The organism is Buttiauxella gaviniae ATCC 51604, from assembly GCF_001654835.1.
Classification (GTDB): domain Bacteria; phylum Pseudomonadota; class Gammaproteobacteria; order Enterobacterales; family Enterobacteriaceae; genus Buttiauxella; species Buttiauxella gaviniae.
Genome location: NZ_LXEP01000028.1, coordinates 88236 through 106654 on the forward strand (window position 1 = coordinate 88236; position 18419 = coordinate 106654).

Annotated in this window: 16 protein-coding genes; all 16 read left to right on the top strand. The window is 51.2% G+C overall.

Features of this window, described 5'->3' with window-relative positions; genetic code table 11:
- Nucleotides 1-82: 82 nt before the first annotated feature.
- Nucleotides 83-1807 carry an acetolactate synthase 3 large subunit gene (gene ilvI / locus M977_RS14260; protein WP_064516169.1) on the top strand — a complete coding sequence of 575 codons (1725 nt, stop codon included), beginning with the start codon at nucleotides 83-85 and terminating at the stop codon, nucleotides 1805-1807.
- A gap of 2 nt (nucleotides 1808-1809) precedes the next feature.
- Nucleotides 1810-2301: an acetolactate synthase small subunit gene (gene ilvN, locus M977_RS14265; RefSeq protein WP_034460956.1), complete on the top strand. Its 492-nt coding sequence runs from the start codon at nucleotides 1810-1812 to the stop codon at nucleotides 2299-2301.
- A 174-nt stretch (nucleotides 2302-2475) separates the two neighbouring features.
- Entirely contained in the window at nucleotides 2476-3480 is a 1005-nt protein-coding gene (gene cra, locus M977_RS14270; protein ID WP_064516171.1) for a catabolite repressor/activator, read from the top strand.
- A gap of 564 nt (nucleotides 3481-4044) precedes the next feature.
- Complete coding sequence (mraZ, locus tag M977_RS14275) at nucleotides 4045-4503, top strand: division/cell wall cluster transcriptional repressor MraZ (protein WP_064516173.1); 459 nt, start codon at nucleotides 4045-4047, stop codon at nucleotides 4501-4503.
- A 3-nt stretch (nucleotides 4504-4506) separates the two neighbouring features.
- The gene (rsmH, locus tag M977_RS14280; RefSeq protein ID WP_064516175.1) at nucleotides 4507-5448 is read left to right on the top strand and encodes a 16S rRNA (cytosine(1402)-N(4))-methyltransferase RsmH; all 942 of its coding nucleotides are present in this window, start codon (nucleotides 4507-4509) and stop codon (nucleotides 5446-5448) included.
- Complete coding sequence (gene ftsL, locus M977_RS14285; RefSeq protein ID WP_064516177.1) at nucleotides 5445-5810, top strand: cell division protein FtsL; 366 nt, start codon at nucleotides 5445-5447, stop codon at nucleotides 5808-5810. The genes rsmH and ftsL overlap by 4 nt, the downstream gene beginning before the upstream one ends.
- Before the next feature lie 15 nt (nucleotides 5811-5825).
- Nucleotides 5826-7592 (top strand): peptidoglycan glycosyltransferase FtsI, encoded by a 1767-nt coding sequence (locus tag M977_RS14290; protein WP_064516179.1) that lies wholly within the window; start codon nucleotides 5826-5828, stop codon nucleotides 7590-7592.
- Nucleotides 7579-9066 (top strand): UDP-N-acetylmuramoyl-L-alanyl-D-glutamate--2,6-diaminopimelate ligase, encoded by a 1488-nt coding sequence (gene murE, locus M977_RS14295; RefSeq protein WP_064516181.1) that lies wholly within the window; start codon nucleotides 7579-7581, stop codon nucleotides 9064-9066. The genes M977_RS14290 and murE overlap by 14 nt, the downstream gene beginning before the upstream one ends.
- Complete coding sequence (gene murF, locus M977_RS14300; RefSeq protein WP_064516183.1) at nucleotides 9063-10421, top strand: UDP-N-acetylmuramoyl-tripeptide--D-alanyl-D-alanine ligase; 1359 nt, start codon at nucleotides 9063-9065, stop codon at nucleotides 10419-10421. The genes murE and murF overlap by 4 nt, the downstream gene beginning before the upstream one ends.
- Entirely contained in the window at nucleotides 10415-11497 is a 1083-nt protein-coding gene (gene mraY, locus M977_RS14305; protein ID WP_034460947.1) for a phospho-N-acetylmuramoyl-pentapeptide-transferase, read from the top strand. Before murF ends, mraY begins: the two co-directional genes overlap by 7 nt.
- Before the next feature lie 2 nt (nucleotides 11498-11499).
- On the top strand, nucleotides 11500-12816 hold the full coding sequence (gene murD / locus M977_RS14310) for a UDP-N-acetylmuramoyl-L-alanine--D-glutamate ligase (RefSeq protein WP_064516185.1): 1317 nt from the start codon (nucleotides 11500-11502) through the stop codon (nucleotides 12814-12816).
- On the top strand, nucleotides 12816-14060 hold the full coding sequence (gene ftsW / locus M977_RS14315) for a cell division protein FtsW (RefSeq protein WP_064516187.1): 1245 nt from the start codon (nucleotides 12816-12818) through the stop codon (nucleotides 14058-14060). Before murD ends, ftsW begins: the two co-directional genes overlap by 1 nt.
- Complete coding sequence (gene murG, locus M977_RS14320) at nucleotides 14057-15124, top strand: undecaprenyldiphospho-muramoylpentapeptide beta-N-acetylglucosaminyltransferase (RefSeq protein ID WP_064516188.1); 1068 nt, start codon at nucleotides 14057-14059, stop codon at nucleotides 15122-15124. Before ftsW ends, murG begins: the two co-directional genes overlap by 4 nt.
- A 67-nt stretch (nucleotides 15125-15191) precedes the next feature.
- The gene (gene murC / locus M977_RS14325) at nucleotides 15192-16667 is read left to right on the top strand and encodes a UDP-N-acetylmuramate--L-alanine ligase (protein ID WP_064516190.1); all 1476 of its coding nucleotides are present in this window, start codon (nucleotides 15192-15194) and stop codon (nucleotides 16665-16667) included.
- A complete protein-coding gene (locus M977_RS14330; RefSeq protein ID WP_064516192.1) occupies nucleotides 16660-17580 on the top strand; it encodes a D-alanine--D-alanine ligase in 921 nt (306 codons plus the stop codon). The genes murC and M977_RS14330 overlap by 8 nt, the downstream gene beginning before the upstream one ends.
- A 1-nt stretch (nucleotide 17581) precedes the next feature.
- Nucleotides 17582-18418: a cell division protein FtsQ gene (gene ftsQ, locus M977_RS14335; protein ID WP_064516194.1), complete on the top strand. Its 837-nt coding sequence runs from the start codon at nucleotides 17582-17584 to the stop codon at nucleotides 18416-18418.
- Nucleotide 18419 lies beyond the last annotated feature (1 nt).

Genomic DNA, 18419 nt, shown 5'->3' on the forward strand with positions numbered 1-18419 from the left:
TGCAGGGCGCAATAACCTGCCTCAACGACTTAGCTGAAATGATTTCGGTGGTCGGTCAAACACGTAAGCCTGGAGGCAAACCATGGAGATGTTGTCAGGAGCCGAGATGGTCGTCCGATCGCTTATCGATCAGGGCGTTAAACATGTATTCGGTTACCCAGGAGGCGCAGTACTCGATATCTATGATGCGCTTCATACTATTGGCGGCATTGATCACGTGCTGGTACGCCATGAACAAGCGGCAGTGCATATGGCTGATGGCCTGGCACGTGCAACCGGTGAAGTGGGGGTCGTGCTGGTGACATCCGGTCCCGGTGCTACAAACGCAATCACCGGCATTGCTACGGCTTACATGGACTCCATTCCAATGGTGGTGCTTTCTGGTCAGGTTGCAACATCGCTGATTGGCTATGATGCATTCCAGGAATGCGACATGGTGGGGATTTCTCGCCCGGTCGTGAAACACAGCTTTTTAGTCAAACAAGCAGAAGACATTCCTGGCATCATCAAGAAAGCCTTCTGGCTTGCAGCAAGTGGCCGCCCAGGTCCGGTTGTGGTCGATTTGCCAAAAGACATTATGAGTCCGGCAAATAAGTTCCCTTATAGTTATCCCGAAACCGTCAGTATGCGTTCTTATAACCCGACCACTCAAGGTCACAAGGGGCAGATTAAGCGCGCATTGCAAACCTTGCTGGCGGCGAAAAAGCCGGTCATGTATGTCGGTGGCGGTGCGATCACTTCTGCCTGTCATGATGAACTGCTTGAACTAGCCCAGAAGCTGAATATTCCGGTCGTATCCTCGTTAATGGGTCTTGGTGTGTTTCCAGGGACTCATCGGCAGGCTTTAGGCATGCTGGGGATGCACGGAACCTACGAAGCTAACATGGTGATGCACAACTCCGACGTGATTTTCGGGGTAGGTGTGCGCTTTGATGACCGTACCACCAACAATCTCGCGAAGTACTGCCCGAATGCGACAGTGCTGCATATTGATATCGACCCAACTTCTATTTCTAAAACGGTCGGTGCGGATATTCCTATTGTTGGCGATGCGCGTCAGGTTTTACAGCAAATGTTGGAGCTGATGGCGCAGGAAGATACGTCGCAGTCCTGCGATGATATCCGTGACTGGTGGCAACAGATTGAGCAATGGCGTGCGCGCCAGTGTCTGGAGTTTGACAGAACAAGCGATAAGATTAAGCCACAGGCGGTTATTGAAACTATCTATCGTCTGACCAAGGGTGAGGCTTACGTCACCTCTGATGTCGGTCAGCACCAAATGTTTGCTGCACTTTATTACACCTTTGATAAACCTCGCCGTTGGATTAACTCTGGCGGCCTCGGCACTATGGGCTTTGGTTTGCCAGCCGCACTGGGTGTGAAGCTGGCATTGCCAGACGAGACCGTGGTTTGCGTTACGGGTGATGGCAGTATTCAAATGAATATCCAGGAACTCTCTACCGCGCTGCAATATGGTTTGCCGGTATTGGTGCTTAACCTCAACAACCGCTATCTCGGTATGGTGAAACAGTGGCAGGACATGATTTATTCTGGCCGCCATTCTCAATCCTATATGGAGTCGTTACCTGATTTTGTGCGCGTTGCGGAAGCTTATGGGCATGTAGGGATCAACATTAACGAGCCGCATGAGCTGGAAAGCAAGTTGATCGAAGCGCTGGAGGCCGTGCGTAACCAGCGTCTGGTATTCGTCGACGTCGCAGTTGATGGCACTGAGCATGTGTACCCGATGCAGATCCGTGGCGGTGGTATGGATGAGATGTGGTTAAGCAAAACGGAGAGAACCTGATTATGCGCCGGATATTATCTGTATTACTCGAAAATGAGTCCGGGGCGCTGTCCCGTGTAATAGGCTTATTTGCTCAGCGCGGTTACAACATTGAAAGTCTGACCGTGGCTCCAACTGACGATCCCACACTATCTCGCATGACTATCCAAACGGTTGGTGATGCGAAAGTGCTGGAGCAGATTGAAAAGCAGCTGCATAAACTAGTGGATGTCCTGCGTGTCAGCGAACTGGTGCAAGGGGCGCATGTCGAGCGTGAAATCATGCTGGTAAAAGTGCAGGCGAGTGGTTACGGGCGTGAAGAAGTGAAGCGCAACGCGGAAATCTTCCGTGGGCAAATCATTGATGTCACACCAACGCTCTACACGGTTCAACTGGCAGGGACTAGCGACAAACTGGACGCATTCCTGAATACCATTCGTGAAGTGGCTAAGATTGTCGAAGTAGCACGCTCAGGTATTGTAGGCGTATCGCGTGGCGATAAGATTATGCGCTAGCCTGTAATGGCGGCTAAATAATAAACCCGGTAAAACACGTACCGGGTTTTTTTTTGCAAATAGCGCAGCAACTGCCAGCAAAAGCGGTTGCCCGAGGTATTATTCTGCGCTTAGATGATAAAAATGAAACCATGACCAGGGTATGGTTATGGAAATCCTAAATAAGGGGCTACTGTGAAATTGGATGAAATCGCGCGCCTGGCTGGAGTTTCGCGCACTACGGCGAGCTACGTCATCAACGGTAAGGCAAAACAGTATCGCGTTAGCGATAAGACCGTTGAGAAAGTCATGGCAGTTGTACGCGAACATAACTATCACCCGAATGCTGTGGCTGCAGGATTGCGTGCCGGGCGCACGCGTTCTATCGGATTAGTTATTCCAGATCTTGAAAACACAAGCTATACCCGTATCGCCAACTATCTGGAGCGCCAGGCTCGTCAGCGTGGATATCAGTTGCTTATCGCATGCTCGGAAGATCAGCCTGACAATGAAATGCGTTGTATTGAGCACCTGCTACAACGCCAGGTTGATGCGATCATTGTTTCAACGTCACTGCCACCTGAACATCCATTCTATCAACGCTGGGCGAACGATCCTTTTCCCATCATCGCGCTCGATCGTGCATTAGATCGCGAAAATTTCATAAGCGTAGTCGGTGCAGACCAGGAAGATGCGGAAATGCTGGCCAGTGAGCTGCGTACTTTCCCTGCAGAAACGGTTCTTTATCTTGGCGCGTTGCCGGAGCTGTCAGTGAGCTACTTGCGCGAACAAGGTTTCCGTACCGCGTGGAAAGATGATCCACGTGAAGTGCACTTCTTATATGCCAACAGTTATGAGCGTGAAGCCGCAGCGCAGCTTTTTGATAAGTGGTTGGAAACGCACCCAATGCCACAGGCGCTTTATACCACCTCATTTGCATTATTGCAGGGTGTGATGGATGTAACTTTACGACGTGAAGGTCATTTGCCGTCAGAACTGGCTATTGCCACTTTCGGGGACAATGAATTGCTCGATTTCCTGCAATGTCCAGTATTGGCTGTTGCGCAGCGCCACCGTGATGTAGCGGAACGAGTACTGGAATTGGTATTGGCAAGCCTCGATGAGCCACGTAAACCTAAGCCTGGATTAACCCGTATTCGTCGTAATCTATATCGTCGTGGCAGTTTAAGTCGGCACTAACAAGAGATGGCAGTTACGGCTGCCATTCTTAATTAAGAATAATCCCGTTTTATATCCCATAGTTATTCAGGTAATTATTTTTCATTGATAATAGACACTTCTCTTAATTCCAGAATCGATATAATTCCTTCTTCTGAATTATTTTGTTACATAGCAGTGTGTAAAAGTGCCCGATAATTAAACAATAGTTCTCAGTGACCATTCAAACTAACCCGCAGCCCGCGTTTCGCCTGCATCTGGCGCTGTTATCCTGCAGAGAAATACCTTAAAATGCCGACCGCGTCGCAAACTGAACACTTCATATTTTACCTTGCAGGTTTTCAGTCGATTTAACGATATTTATGCTTATTGATCTTTTTTCTTTCAAATATTCATAACGTTAATTTTGCATCGTGGATGTAGCGCCTTTTCACGCCAGTCATTTATCAATCGCTTAGGAGATAAAAATTATTTCCATTAGCGTTGTAGCTTGCTTGACAAGGTTTTCCTCCGCTCCGTAAACTCCTTTAGGTGGGATTTTGTGGGTCAAAGTGGTGGAAAGGGGAATTTAAGGGTGAGGCTGGCATGTTCCGTGGGGCAACATTAGTCAATCTCGACAGCAAAGGGCGGCTTGCCGTACCTACCCGTTACCGGGATGCGCTTGTCGAAACCTCTGAAGGTCAGATGGTTTGTACCATCGACATCCATCACCCATGCCTGCTGCTTTATACCCTTCCCGAGTGGGAAATTATTGAACAAAAGCTAGCTCGTCTGTCGAGCATGAACCCTGTTGAGCGTCGCGTGCAGCGATTATTACTGGGGCATGCCAGCGAATGTCAGATGGATAGCGCCGGGCGATTATTGCTAGCACCTGTTTTGCGCCAATATGCCGGGCTAACCAAAGAAGTGATGCTGGTTGGGCAGTTCAATAAGTTTGAACTGTGGGATGAAACGACCTGGCATCAACAGGTCAAGGAAGACATCGACGCTGAGCAGGCTACGACAACCACCTTGTCGGACCGTCTGCAGGACTTGTCACTATAAATAATGATGGAAAATTTTAAACATACTTCAGTCCTGCTTGATGAGGCCGTGAATGGTCTCAACATTCGTCAGGATGGCATCTACATTGATGGCACGTTTGGCCGCGGTGGTCACTCTCGCCTGATTCTTTCCCAACTGGGACCAGAAGGGCGCCTGTTGGCAATCGACCGTGATCCTCAAGCGATTGAGGCTGCCAGGGCAATTGATGATCCGCGCTTCTCTATCATTCATGGGCCTTTCTCTGAATTAGCTGAATACGCACGCGAACGCGACTTGCTGGGAAAAATTGACGGCATCCTGTTGGATCTTGGCGTTTCTTCCCCGCAACTCGATGATGCAGAACGCGGCTTCTCGTTTATGCGTGATGGCCCGTTGGATATGCGTATGGACCCGACTCGTGGCCAGTCAGCTGCCGAATGGTTGCTCAGTGCTGAAGAAGCAGATATCGCCTGGGTGATTAAAACCTTCGGCGAAGAAAAGTTCGGCAAACGTATTGCGCGCGCCATTATCGAGCGCAACCGCGAACAGCCAATGACACGCACTAAAGAACTTGCGACGGTTGTAGCAGCAGCAATGCCGGTTAAAGACAAATTCAAACACCCGGCCACGCGTACTTTCCAGGCAATTCGTATCTGGATCAACAGCGAACTTGATGAGATCGAAAAGGCACTGAAAGGCTCGATTGAAACGCTCGCAACGGGTGGCCGCCTGTCAATTATCAGTTTCCACTCTCTGGAAGACCGAATTGTTAAGCGCTTTATGCGTGAAAACACCCGTGGACCACAGGTTCCGGCCGGTATCCCAATGACTGAAGCCCAGTTGAATAAGCTTGGTGGCAGATATTTAAAATCAATTGGCAAAATGATGCCAGGCGATGAAGAAGTGGCGGAAAACCCGCGCGCGCGTAGTTCGGTTCTGCGCATCGCTGAAAGGACGAACGCATGATCAGCAGAGTGGCAGAAGCCCTGAATAAAGTTACTGGCCAGTTAAGCAGTGGCGAGCGGCATGCATTACCAACAGTGATTGGTGGTGATTTGCTGCGTCATGGGAAACTACCGCTGATCTTGTTCATCGCCATTATCGTTACCGCCATTTTTGTTGTGACAACCGCTCACCACACCCGTCTGCTTACCGCTCAGCGTGAGCAAATGGTTGTGGAACGTGATGCGCTGGATATCGAATGGCGAAATCTGATTTTGGAAGAAAATGCACTGGGCGATCATAGCCGGGTGGAGCGGGTCGCAACGGAAAAGCTGCAATTGCAGCATGTTGACCCATCGCAGGAAAACATTGTAGTTCAGCAATAAGGAATCGCGTGGCAGATGAGAGCAGCGGCAAAAACGCTTAAACCGAAACGCCAGGAAGAACAGGCCAACTTTGTAAGTTGGCGTTTTGCGTTGCTTTGCGGTTGCATTTTGCTGGCGCTGGTTTTCTTGCTGGGGCGCGTTGCCTGGCTGCAAATCATTGCGCCAGATATGCTGGTTCGCCAGGGAGACATGCGCTCTTTGCGTGTGCAGGAAGTCTCTACTTCTCGTGGCATGATTAGCGATCGCGCTGGTCGCCCATTGGCAGTAAGCGTGCCGGTGAATGCGATTTGGGCCGACCCGAAAGAGCTGCATGATGCAGGTGGTATTACGCTGGACAACCGCTGGAAAGCGCTGGCGGATGCTCTGAAAATCCCTCTTGACCAACTAGCCTCCCGTGTTAACAGCAACCCGAAAGGCCGATTTATTTATCTCGCTCGTCAGGTAAACCCTGATATTGGCGATTACATCAAAAAACTGAAACTTCCCGGCATTCATTTACGCCAGGAATCTCGCCGCTACTACCCTTCAGGCGAAGTAACCGCTCACCTCATTGGCTTCACTAACGTAGATAGCCAGGGTATCGAGGGCGTTGAAAAAAGCTTCGACAAATGGCTGACCGGCCAACCGGGCGAGCGCGTCGTGCGTAAAGACCGTTTCGGGCGTGTTATTGAAGATATTTCTTCAACCGATAGCCAGGCCGCTCATAACCTGGCTTTGAGCATTGACGAACGCTTGCAGGCTCTGGTTTATCGCGAACTCAACAACGCGGTGGCTTTCAACAAAGCAGAATCAGGTAGTGCGGTGTTGGTGGATGTCAGCACGGGTGAAGTATTAGCGATGGCGAACAGCCCATCCTATAACCCAAATAATTTAAGCGGAACCCCGAAAGACGTGATGCGTAACCGTACCATTACGGACGTTTTCGAGCCGGGTTCGACAGTGAAACCTATGGTGGTCATGACTGCGCTGCAACGTGGCGTGGTACGTGAGAATACAGTTCTGAATACCGTGCCGTACCGCATTAATGGTCATGAGATCAAAGATGTGGCGCGCTACAGCGAATTGACCCTTACCGGGGTGCTACAGAAGTCGAGTAACGTCGGGGTTTCTAAACTGGCGTTAGCGATGCCCTCCTCAGCGTTGGTAGATACTTACTCACGTTTTGGATTGGGAAAAGCGACCAACTTGGGGCTGGTCGGAGAACGCAGTGGCTTATATCCGCAAAAACAACGGTGGTCTGACATAGAGAGGGCCACCTTCTCTTTCGGCTACGGGCTAATGGTAACCCCGTTACAGTTAGCGCGAGTCTACGCAACGATTGGCAGCTACGGCGTGTATCGCCCACTGTCGATTACGAAGGTTGATCCACCGGTTCCAGGTGAACGTATTTTCCCTGAACAGTTGGTTCGTACCGTCGTTCATATGATGGAAAGTGTGGCATTGCCTGGTGGTGGTGGTGTTAAAGCCGCCATCAAAGGCTACCGCATTGCAATTAAGACCGGTACGGCGAAAAAAGTCGGTCCGGACGGAAAATACGTCAACAAATACATTGCTTACACCGCAGGCGTAGCGCCAGCAAGTAACCCTCGATTTGCGCTGGTTGTGGTGATTAACGACCCACAAGCAGGGAAATATTACGGTGGTGCCGTCTCTGCACCTGTGTTCGGTGCCATTATGGGCGGCGTTCTGCGCACCATGAATATCGAACCGGATGCTCTGGCGACAGGTGAAAAAAGTGAATTTGTAATCAATCAAAATGAGGGATCAGGTGGCAGATCGTAATTTGCGCGACCTTCTTGCTCCGTGGGTGCCGCAAGCGCCGGAGAGAGCTCTGCGAGAAATGACACTCGATAGCCGCGTGGCGGCATCGGGCGACCTTTTTGTGGCTATAGTCGGTCATCAGGCGGACGGGCGTCGATATATCCCGCAGGCAATAGCGCAAGGTGTAGCCGCTATCGTTGCTGAAGCTGAAGGCGAAGCAGTAGATGGCGAAATCCGTGAAATGCACGGTGTGCCGGTTATTTATCTGAGCCAATTGCATCAACGACTTTCTGCTTTGGCTGGGCGTTTTTACAACGAACCCTCAAGTGCATTACGCCTGGTTGGCGTAACGGGCACAAATGGCAAAACCACGACCGCTCAGTTGCTCGCGCAGTGGAGCCAGCTGTTGGGCGAAACCAGTGCCGTTATGGGTACTGTGGGTAACGGTTTACTCGGAAATGTGAAACCTACCGAAAACACCACTGGTTCTGCAGTCGACGTGCAGCACGTGCTGGCGGCCCTGGCTGATGAAGGCGCGAGCTTTGCAGCGATGGAAGTTTCCTCACACGGGTTGGTTCAGCATCGTGTTTCCGCATTGAAATTTGCCGCCAGCGTATTCACCAATCTCAGCCGCGATCATCTTGATTACCACGGTGATATGGCAGGCTATGAAGCCGCCAAATGGCTGCTGTTCTCAGAACATGATTACGGGCATGCGGTTATCAATGCTGATGATGAAGTCGGACGCAATTGGTTAGCGCGTTTGCCTGACGCTGTTGCCGTTACGATGGAAGATAATTTACAGCCTGGCTGTCGTGGCCGTTGGATGAAAGCAACCAACGTGCATTATCACGATGGTGGGGCCACTATCCAGTTCAGCTCTTCATGGGGCGATGGTGAAATCGAAAGCCGCCTGATGGGGGCTTTCAACGTCAGCAACTTGTTGTTAGCGCTGGCCACTCTGTTAGTGCTGGATTACTCACTCGAAGAATTGCTGAAAACGGCTCCGAGCCTGCAACCTGTTTGCGGTCGCATGGAAGTTTTCGCAGCTCCTGGTAAGCCGACGGTTGTAGTGGATTATGCCCATACGCCAGATGCGCTGGAAAAAGCCCTGCAGGCAGCTCGTTTACATTGTAGCGGCAAGCTGTGGTGTGTCTTCGGCTGCGGCGGTGACCGTGATAAAGGTAAGCGCCCAATTATGGGTGGTATCGCTGAACAGTATGCCGATGTTGTTGTTGTTACCGATGACAACCCTCGCACTGAAGAGCCAAAAGCGATCGTTGCCGATATTCTTGTCGGTATGCTGGATGCTGGTCGTGTACATGTACTTTCAGGCCGTGCCGAAGCTGTCACTAACGCAGTTATGCAAGCGCAAGAGAATGATGTGGTTCTGGTGGCCGGGAAAGGTCATGAGGATTATCAAATTGTGGGTGTACGCCGTCTGGACTACTCCGACCGTGTCACTGTCGCCCGTCTGTTGGGGGTTGTGGCATGATCCGCGTTTCCTTGAGCCAACTTGCCACTGTCCTGAAGGGAGAGTTGCATGGTGCTGATGCTGATATCATTGATGTCACTACCGACACGCGCAAATTAACGCAGGGCTGTCTGTTCGTCGCACTGAAAGGTGAGCGTTTTGATGCTCATGACTTTGCGCAAGATGCCGTGAAGGGTGGGGCAGGGGCGTTATTGGTTAGCCGCAAGTTAGCTATCAATGTTCCACAGCTAGTCGTGGCCGATACGCATCAGGCATTTGGCGAGCTCGCCGCCTGGGTACGTCAGCAAGTTCCAACACGTATTGTCGCGCTAACCGGTTCTTCCGGCAAAACCTCTGTAAAAGAGATGACCGCAGCTATTTTGCGTGAGTGTGGTAACACCTTATATACCGCTGGCAATCTGAATAACGATATTGGCGTGCCAATGACGTTGTTACGCCTGACGCCAGAACATGAATATGCGGTTATTGAGCTCGGTGCGAATCACCAGGGTGAAATCGCCTGGACTGTGAACATCACGCGCCCGGAAGCTGCGTTGGTCAATAACCTGGCAGCTGCACACCTGGAAGGGTTTGGGTCGCTTGCCGGTGTGGCGAAAGCAAAAGGTGAAATCTTCACTGGTTTGCCTGAGAACGGCATCGCTATTCTCAACGCAGATAACAATGATTGGCTGAACTGGCAGGAAGTGATTGGTGAGCGCAAAGTATGGCGTTTTTCACCTAATGCCACAGGCAGTGATTTTACTGCAACCAATGTGCACATTACTGCGCATGGCACCGATTTCACCATCAAAACACCAATGGGTGACGTTGATGTTACGCTCCCACTTCCTGGCCGCCATAACATTGCTAATGCGCTGGCTGCGGCCTCACTTGCGATGTCAGTGGGTGCTTCTCTGGAAGCGGTTAAAACCGGCCTGGCAGGTCTTAAAGCCGTTCCCGGGCGTCTGTTCCCGATTCAACTTTCTGAAAACCAATTGCTCCTCGACGACAGTTACAACGCCAATGTGGGGTCGATGACCGCTGCAGCACAGGTGCTGTCTGAAATGCCGGGTTACCGCGTGATGGTGGTCGGTGATATGGGTGAGTTGGGTGCAGAGTCTGTTGAATGCCATCGTCAGGTGGGTGAAGCAGCAAAAGCGTCAGGCATTGATTGCGTACTAAGTGTGGGCACACTGAGCGAAACAATCAGTACCGCCTCTGAAGTTGGCGAACATTTTACCGATAAGCCTTCTTTAATTATGCGCCTGAGGGCGCTACTCGCTGAGCATTCAATGATTACCATTTTAGTGAAGGGTTCACGTAGTGCCGCCATGGAACAGGTAGTACACGCATTACAGGAGAATGGAACATGTTAGTTTGGCTGGCCGAACACTTGGTCAAATATTATTCCGGCTTTAACGTCTTTTCCTATCTGACGTTTCGCGCCATTGTCAGCCTGCTGACTGCTCTGTTCATCTCGTTATGGATGGGGCCGCGTATGATTGCTCGTTTGCAGCAACTCTCCTTCGGCCAGGTTGTGCGTAACGACGGCCCGGAATCTCACTTCAGCAAACGCGGTACACCAACGATGGGCGGGATTATGATCCTGACTTCTATCGTTATCTCCGTGTTGATGTGGGCATATCCATCAAATCCTTATGTCTGGTGTGTGTTGTTCGTGCTGATCGGTTACGGGGTGATTGGCTTTATCGATGACTACCGCAAAGTGGTGCGTAAAGACACTAAAGGTCTGATTGCACGATGGAAATACTTCTGGATGTCGGTCATCGCGCTGGCTGTAGCTTTCACGATGTACAGCGTAGGAAAAGGAACGCCAGCCACCGAGCTGGTTGTGCCGTTCTTTAAAGATGTAATGCCGCAGCTTGGTCTTTTCTACGTGCTGTTGGCGTACTTTGTTATCGTCGGCACTGGTAACGCAGTAAACCTGACTGATGGCCTGGATGGGTTGGCGATTATGCCAACCGTGCTGGTGGCATCAGGTTTTGCGCTGGTTGCGTGGGCGACTGGTAACATTAAGTTTGCAGAGTATCTGCATATTCCTTATCTACGTCATGCCGGGGAACTGGTCATCGTCTGTACGGCGATTGTTGGTGCGGGGCTTGGTTTCTTATGGTTCAACACCTACCCGGCGCAGGTATTTATGGGCGATGTGGGTTCATTAGCTCTGGGCGGTGCGCTCGGAACAATCGCTGTACTGCTGCGTCAGGAATTCCTGCTGGTAATCATGGGCGGCGTGTTTGTGGTTGAAACGCTATCGGTCATCTTGCAAGTCGGCTCCTTCAAATTGCGCGGGCAGCGCATTTTCCGCATGGCCCCAATTCATCACCATTATGAATTGAAAGGTTGGCCGGAGCCGCGAGTCATTGTGCGCTTCTGGATTATTTCGCTGATGCTGGTCCTGATTGGCCTGGCTACCCTGAAGGTGCGTTAACTATGACTGATTACCAGGGTAAAAATGTCGTCATTATCGGATTAGGCCTCACGGGCCTGTCCTGCGTGGACTTTTTCCTTGCGCGTGGTGTTACACCACGTGTGATGGACACCCGCATTTCACCGCCGGGTCTTGAGAAATTGCCTGAATCGGTGGCGCGACATACTGGCTCACTCAACGAAGACTGGTTGTTAGCGGCTGACTTGATTATTGCCAGCCCTGGTATCGCCGTAGCCCATCCTGCTTTGACCCGTGCGGCAGATGCCGGTGTTGAAATTGTGGGTGATATCGAACTCTTTTGCCGCGAAGCACAAGCTCCGATTGTGGCGATTACTGGCTCGAATGGTAAAAGCACTGTCACCACTTTAGTCGGTGAAATGGCTAAAGCAGCTGGTGTGAATGTGGGTGTCGGTGGAAATATCGGCCTGCCCGCGTTAATGCTGCTGGAGCCAAATCGTGAGCTTTACGTGCTTGAGTTATCCAGCTTTCAGTTAGAAACCACCTTTAGCCTGAAAGCTGCTGCAGCGACGATTCTTAACGTCACTGAAGACCATATGGACAGGTATCCGTTTGGTCTGCAGCAGTATCGTGCAGCCAAATTACGTGTTTATGAAAACGCCGCTGTTTGTGTAGTCAACGCCGATGATGCGCTGACGATGCCTGTGCGTGGTGCAGATGAACGCTGCATCAGCTTTGGCGTAGACGTAGGTGACTATCACCTTAATCACCAGCAAGGCGATACCTGGCTGCGGGTGAAAGGCGAGAAAATACTGAACACCAAAGAAATGAAAGTGGTTGGTCGTCATAACTACACCAACGCACTTGCTGCACTTGCGCTGGCTGATGCAGTAAAACTTCCGCGCTCCAGCAGCCTAAAAGCACTTACAACATTTACCGGTCTTGCTCATCGCTTCCAGCTTGCCTGGGAACGTAACGGCGTGCGCTGGATTAACGATTCTAAAGCAACCAATGTTGGCAGCACTGAAGCGGCGCTAAATGGCTTGAAAGTTGAAGGTGCGCTGCATCTGTTGTTAGGGGGTGACGGCAAATCTGCTGATTTCTCTTCACTTGCTCAATACCTGCAAGGCTCTGCAATTCGTCTTTACTGTTTTGGCCGCGATGGTGCTGAACTTGCTGCATTGCGTCCGGATGTTGCTGAGCAAACTGAAACGATGGAACAGGCGATGAAATTAATCGCTTCTCGTGTCAAGACAGGTGATATGGTTCTGCTTTCCCCTGCTTGTGCAAGCCTCGATCAGTTCAAAAACTTTGAGCAACGTGGTGACCAATTCACCTTACTTGCGAAGGAGCTTGGCTGATGCGCTTATCTCTCCCTCGCCTGCGTATGCCTCGCGTGCCTGGATTTGCCATCCTGGCCTGGTTGGGTTCGGCGCTTAAAGGCTGGGTGATGGGCACCAAGGAAGCAGATTCCAATAACATCGTGATGTATGACCGCACGTTGTTATGGCTGACTTTCGGGTTAGCAGCTGTCGGTTTCATTATGGTGACATCTGCATCTATGCCAGTAGGGCAGCGCCTGGCCAATGATCCTTTCCTGTTTGCGAAACGCGACGGGTTGTACATCATTCTGGCGTTTGCTCTGGCAATGGTGACATTGCGCCTGCCGATGGATTTCTGGCAGCGTCACAGTACCGCAATGCTGTTACTCTCTATCGCTATGCTGTTGATTGTACTGGTTGTCGGTAGCTCTGTTAACGGTGCTTCACGTTGGATTGCTTTCGGCCCGTTGCGTATTCAGCCAGCTGAGTTCACTAAGCTGTCGTTGTTCTGTTATCTCGCCAACTATCTGGTTCGTAAGGTTGATGAAGTGCGTAATAACCTGCGCGGCTTCCTCAAACCGATGGGCGTGATTCTGGTATTAGCCGTGCTGCTACTGGCGCAGCCTGACCTTGGTACGGTGGTTGTACTGTTTGTTACTACGCTTGCGATGCTGTTCCTGGCGGGAGCCAAACTCTGGCAGTTCCTGGCGATTATCGGTATGGGTATCTCAGCCGTTATTCTGCTGATCCTTGCTGAACCGTATCGTATCCGCCGCGTAACGTCATTCTGGAATCCATGGGATGACCCATTTGGTAGTGGTTACCAGCTAACACAGTCTCTGATGGCATTTGGCCGCGGCGAATTGTGGGGGCAGGGCTTAGGTAACTCGGTTCAAAAACTTGAATATTTACCAGAAGCACATACCGACTTCATCTTCTCGATTATCGGAGAAGAGCTGGGATATATCGGTGTGGTACTAGCTTTATTGATGGTATTCTTCGTGGCTTTTCGTGCGATGTCCATTGGCAAACGTGCATTAGAAATGGACCAGCGTTTTGCGGGCTTCTTAGGTTGCTCAATTGGAGTCTGGTTTAGTTTTCAGGCACTGGTAAACGTGGGTGCAGCAGCGGGTATGCTGCCAACGAAAGGTCTGACATTACCACTGATCAGTTACGGTGGTTCGAGTCTATTAATTATGTCTACAGCAATCATGATGTTGCTGCGTATCGATCATGAAACACGTCTGGCCAAAGCGCAGGCGTTTACGAAGGGTGTGCGATGAGTAATCAAACCCGGCGGTTAATGGTGATGGCAGGCGGGACCGGTGGGCATGTGTTCCCGGGTCTTGCAGTGGCTCATCATTTAATGGCTCAGGGCTGGCAAGTACGCTGGCTCGGAACCGCCGATCGTATGGAAGCTGACTTAGTTCCTAAGCATGGGATTGAGATCGATTTTATTCGTATTTCAGGCTTGCGTGGCAAAGGCCTGAAAGCAATGTTGCTGGCGCCGGTTCGTATTTTCAATGCCTGGCGTCAAGCGCGGGTCATCATGAAAGCCTATCGTCCGGACGTGGTTCTGGGGATGGGTGGTTATGTGTCAGGTCCTGGTGGTCTTGCGGCATGGTCACTGGGTATTCCGGTGGTGTTGCATGAGCAAAACGGTATTGCCGGGTTAACCAACAAATGGCTGTCAAAGATCGCTAAAAAAGTGATGCAGGCGTTTCCGGGGGCATTCCCAAATGCTGACGTAGTGGGCAACCCGGTACGTACCGATGTGCTGGCTTTACCATTGCCACAAGAACGTTTTGCCGGGCGCGAAGGCCCTGTGCGGGTATTAGTTGTTGGTGGTTCTCAGGGCGCGCGCGTGCTGAACCAGACCATTCCGCAAGTTGCCGGTCGCCTGGGCGATGCTGTCACCATTTGGCATCAGAGTGGCAAAGGTGGCGAAGAGTTTGTTACGCAAGGTTATGCAGACGCAGGACAGCCTCAGCATAAAGTAACCGAGTTTATTGATGATATGGCCGCCGCCTACGCGTGGGCCGATGTCGTGGTCTGCCGCTCCGGTGCATTGACCGTTAGCGAAGTCGCGGCTGCAGGGTTACCTGCACTGTTTGTTCCCTTCCAGCACAAAGACCGGCAGCAATACTGGAATGCGCTGCCGTTGGAAAAAGCTGGAGCGGCAAAAATACTGGAGCAACCGCAGTTTACCGTGGATGCCGTTACCCAAACTCTCGCCGGATGGGACAGAGCAACGTTATTGGCAATGGCCGAGCGTGCGCGTGCTGTATCCATTCCTGATGCCACAGAGCGGGTAGCAAAAGAAGTGAGCGCCGCAGCACTGGCGTAATCATTGTGGGCGGCTGTGTTGCCCATGAATATTTGAAGTAATGGCGTTCGACGCTGCAGGTTAGAGAATGAATACACAACAACTGGCGAAACTGCGTTCTATCGTGCCCGAGATGCGTCGCGTCCGGCACATTCACTTTGTTGGCATCGGCGGCGCCGGTATGGGCGGTATTGCCGAAGTTTTAGCTAACGAAGGTTACCAGATTAGTGGGTCTGATCTGGCTCCGAACCCGGTCACTCAACAGTTGTCGGCGCTGGGCGCCACGATTTATTTCAACCATCGCCCGGAAAACGTGCTGGATGCGAGCGTTGTGGTGGTTTCGACCGCAATCTCTATGGATAACCCGGAAATTGTTGCGGCTCATGAAGCCCGTATCCCGGTTATCCGCCGTGCTGAAATGTTGGCTGAGTTGATGCGCTTCCGTCACGGCATTGCGATTGCCGGTACGCACGGCAAAACAACCACCACGGCGATGGTTTCCAGCATCTATGCAGAAGCAGGCCTGGATCCTACTTTTGTGAACGGTGGCTTGGTGAAAGCCGCAGGAACCCACGCGCGTTTAGGTCACAGTCGTTACCTGATTGCAGAAGCAGATGAGAGTGATGCGTCATTCCTCCACCTGCAACCGATGGTTTCTGTGGTGACGAATATCGAAGCAGATCACATGGATACTTACCAGGGTGACTTCGAGAATTTAAAGCAGACATTTATTAACTTCCTGCACAACTTACCGTTCTATGGCCTGGCCGTAATGTGTGTCGATGATCCAGTTATTCGCGAGTTGTTGCCGCGCGTAGGTCGCAAAATCACTACGTACGGTTTTAGCGAAGATGCGGACGTGCGCATTGAAAGCTATCAGCAGAAAGGCCCGCAGGGGCATTTTACGATTGTGCGCCAGGACAAACCTGCTCTGCATGTCACGCTGAACGCACCAGGTCGTCACAACGCGTTAAATGCGGCTGCGGCGGTTTCTGTTGCAACAGAAGAAGGCATTGATGATGCAGACATTCTGCGTGCTCTGGAAAGCTTCCAGGGGACAGGTCGCCGGTTTGATTTCTTAGGCGAATATCCGCTTGCACCGGTCAACGGCAAAGAGGGCACCGCAATGCTGGTGGATGACTACGGTCACCATCCGACAGAGGTCGATGCAACCATTAAAGCGGCGCGCGCGGGCTGGCCGGATAAAAACCTGGTCATGATTTTCCAGCCACACCGTTTCACTCGTACCCGTGATTTGTACGATGACTTTGCTAACGTATTGTCGCAAGTGGATTCATTGCTGATGCTGGACGTTTATTCTGCTGGTGAAGCTGCGATTCCCGGTGCTGATAGTCGTTCACTTTGCCGCACCATTCGTGGACGCGGAAAAGTGGACCCGATTCTGGTCCCAGATGCCAGTCAGATCGCTGACGTTTTAGCACCAGTTTTGTCGGGAAATGACTTGATCCTGGTGCAAGGTGCAGGAAATGTCGGGAAAGTTGCCAGAAACCTGGCTGAATTTAAATTGCAGTCCCACACTAAGGAAGGAGACCAACATGGCTGATAAAATCGCTGTCCTGCTGGGCGGTACTTCCGCTGAACGTGAGGTGTCATTGCAATCAGGCGCTGCAGTACTTGCGGGTCTTCGAGAAGCAGGAATTGATGCGCACGAAGTTGATCCTAAAAACACGCCAGTGACTGAGCTAAAAGCGCAGGGGTTCGACAAAGTATTTATTGCCTTACATGGTCGTGGTGGGGAAGACGGAACGCTGCAAGGATTACTGGAATTCTTAAAGTTGCCTTACACCGGTAGTAGCGTGATGGCTTCTGCTGTCACTATGGATAAATTGCGTACCAAATTGCTGTGGAAAGGTGCTGATTTACCGGTTGCTCCGTGGGTTGCGCTAACTCGTCGTGACGTTGAAGCGGGCATTAGTGCAACCACAGTTGAACGCATCGCAAGCTTAGGGTTGCCTGTCATCGTTAAGCCAAGCCGTGAAGGCTCAAGCGTTGGTATGTCTAAGGTTGATAACGTTTCAGCTCTGCCTGCAGCGCTTGAATTAGCCTTTGAGCATGACGAAGAAGTGCTAATTGAAAAATGGTTAAGTGGCCCTGAGTACACGGTTGCGATTCTTGGCGAAGAAATATTACCGTCAATTCGTATCCAACCCGCTGGAATTTTCTATGATTATGAGGCGAAGTATCTCTCTGATGAGACACAATATTTCTGCCCGAGCGGTTTAATTGAGCAGCGCGAACAAGAATTGCAGGCTTTAGTGCTGCAAGCCTGGCAAGTTTTGGGCTGCAGTGGCTGGGGGCGCGTAGACGTGATGCTTGATAGCGACGGCCAGTTTTATCTGCTGGAGGTTAATACCTCTCCAGGTATGACCAGCCATAGCCTGGTGCCAATGGCGGCACGTCAGGCTGGGATGACCTTCTCTCAACTGGTAGTGCGTATTCTGGAGTTGGCAGACTGATATGTCGCAAGCAGCTCTGAATACGCGTAATCGCCAGGAAGAAGAAGAAACCAGTACTCGTCGCAGTAACGGTGGGCGACTGGCCGGGATAATTTTCCTGAGCGCAGTACTGTTTACGGTATTTATCGGCGGCTGGATTGTGGTCGGCTGGATGGAAGATGCTCAGCGCCTGCCGCTCTCGAAGTTGGTGGTTACTGGTGAACGTCATTACACCCGCAACGATGATATTCGTCAGTCAATTCTGGCACTTGGGCCCCCGGGCACCTTTATGACCCAGGATGTGAATATCATCCAGCAGCAAATTGAACGCTTACCATGGATTAAGCAGGCGAGCGTAAGAAAGCAGTGGCCGGACGAATTGAAGATTCATCTGGTTGAATATGTGCCCATCGCGCGCTGGAATGATCAGCATATGATTGATGCGCAAGGAAATTCGTTTAGTGTTCCTGCAGAACGTTCTGCAAAGCAGACTTTACCTATGTTATCCGGGCCAGAAGGCAGTGAAGGTGAAGTGTTGGAAGGCTTCCGCGACATGGGCGCAGTGCTGGCAAAGGATAAATTTACGTTGAAAGAAGCGGCGATGACCGCTCGTCGTTCCTGGCAATTGACGTTGAATAATGGCATTAAGCTCAACTTGGGCCGGGGCGATACGATGAAACGCTTGAGTCGCTTTGTAGAACTTTACCCTGTTCTGCAGCAGCAAGAGCAAGCCGACAACAAAAGGATTAGTTATGTCGACTTGCGTTATGACTCAGGCGCGGCAGTAGGCTGGCAGCCTGCTCCCGTAACAGAACAACCTAATCCTAATCAGCAACAGAATCAGGCACAGGCAGAATAAC

Bases quoted from the DNA above. Each gene is read 5' to 3' on its own strand.
- mraY (WP_034460947.1), top strand. From the start codon at position 10,415: ATGTTAGTTTGGCTGGCCGAACACTTGGTCAAATATTATTCCGGCTTT.
- ilvN (WP_034460956.1), top strand. From the start codon at position 1,810: ATGCGCCGGATATTATCTGTATTACTCGAAAATGAGTCCGGGGCGCTG.
- M977_RS14290 (WP_064516179.1), top strand. From the start codon at position 5,826: ATGAGAGCAGCGGCAAAAACGCTTAAACCGAAACGCCAGGAAGAACAG.
- ftsL (WP_064516177.1), top strand. From the start codon at position 5,445: ATGATCAGCAGAGTGGCAGAAGCCCTGAATAAAGTTACTGGCCAGTTA.
- rsmH (WP_064516175.1), top strand. From the start codon at position 4,507: ATGATGGAAAATTTTAAACATACTTCAGTCCTGCTTGATGAGGCCGTG.
- murG (WP_064516188.1), top strand. From the start codon at position 14,057: ATGAGTAATCAAACCCGGCGGTTAATGGTGATGGCAGGCGGGACCGGT.
- M977_RS14330 (WP_064516192.1), top strand. From the start codon at position 16,660: ATGGCTGATAAAATCGCTGTCCTGCTGGGCGGTACTTCCGCTGAACGT.
- ftsQ (WP_064516194.1), top strand. From the start codon at position 17,582: ATGTCGCAAGCAGCTCTGAATACGCGTAATCGCCAGGAAGAAGAAGAA.
- ftsW (WP_064516187.1), top strand. From the start codon at position 12,816: ATGCGCTTATCTCTCCCTCGCCTGCGTATGCCTCGCGTGCCTGGATTT.
- murF (WP_064516183.1), top strand. From the start codon at position 9,063: ATGATCCGCGTTTCCTTGAGCCAACTTGCCACTGTCCTGAAGGGAGAG.
- murD (WP_064516185.1), top strand. From the start codon at position 11,500: ATGACTGATTACCAGGGTAAAAATGTCGTCATTATCGGATTAGGCCTC.
- murC (WP_064516190.1), top strand. From the start codon at position 15,192: ATGAATACACAACAACTGGCGAAACTGCGTTCTATCGTGCCCGAGATG.
- ilvI (WP_064516169.1), top strand. From the start codon at position 83: ATGGAGATGTTGTCAGGAGCCGAGATGGTCGTCCGATCGCTTATCGAT.
- mraZ (WP_064516173.1), top strand. From the start codon at position 4,045: ATGTTCCGTGGGGCAACATTAGTCAATCTCGACAGCAAAGGGCGGCTT.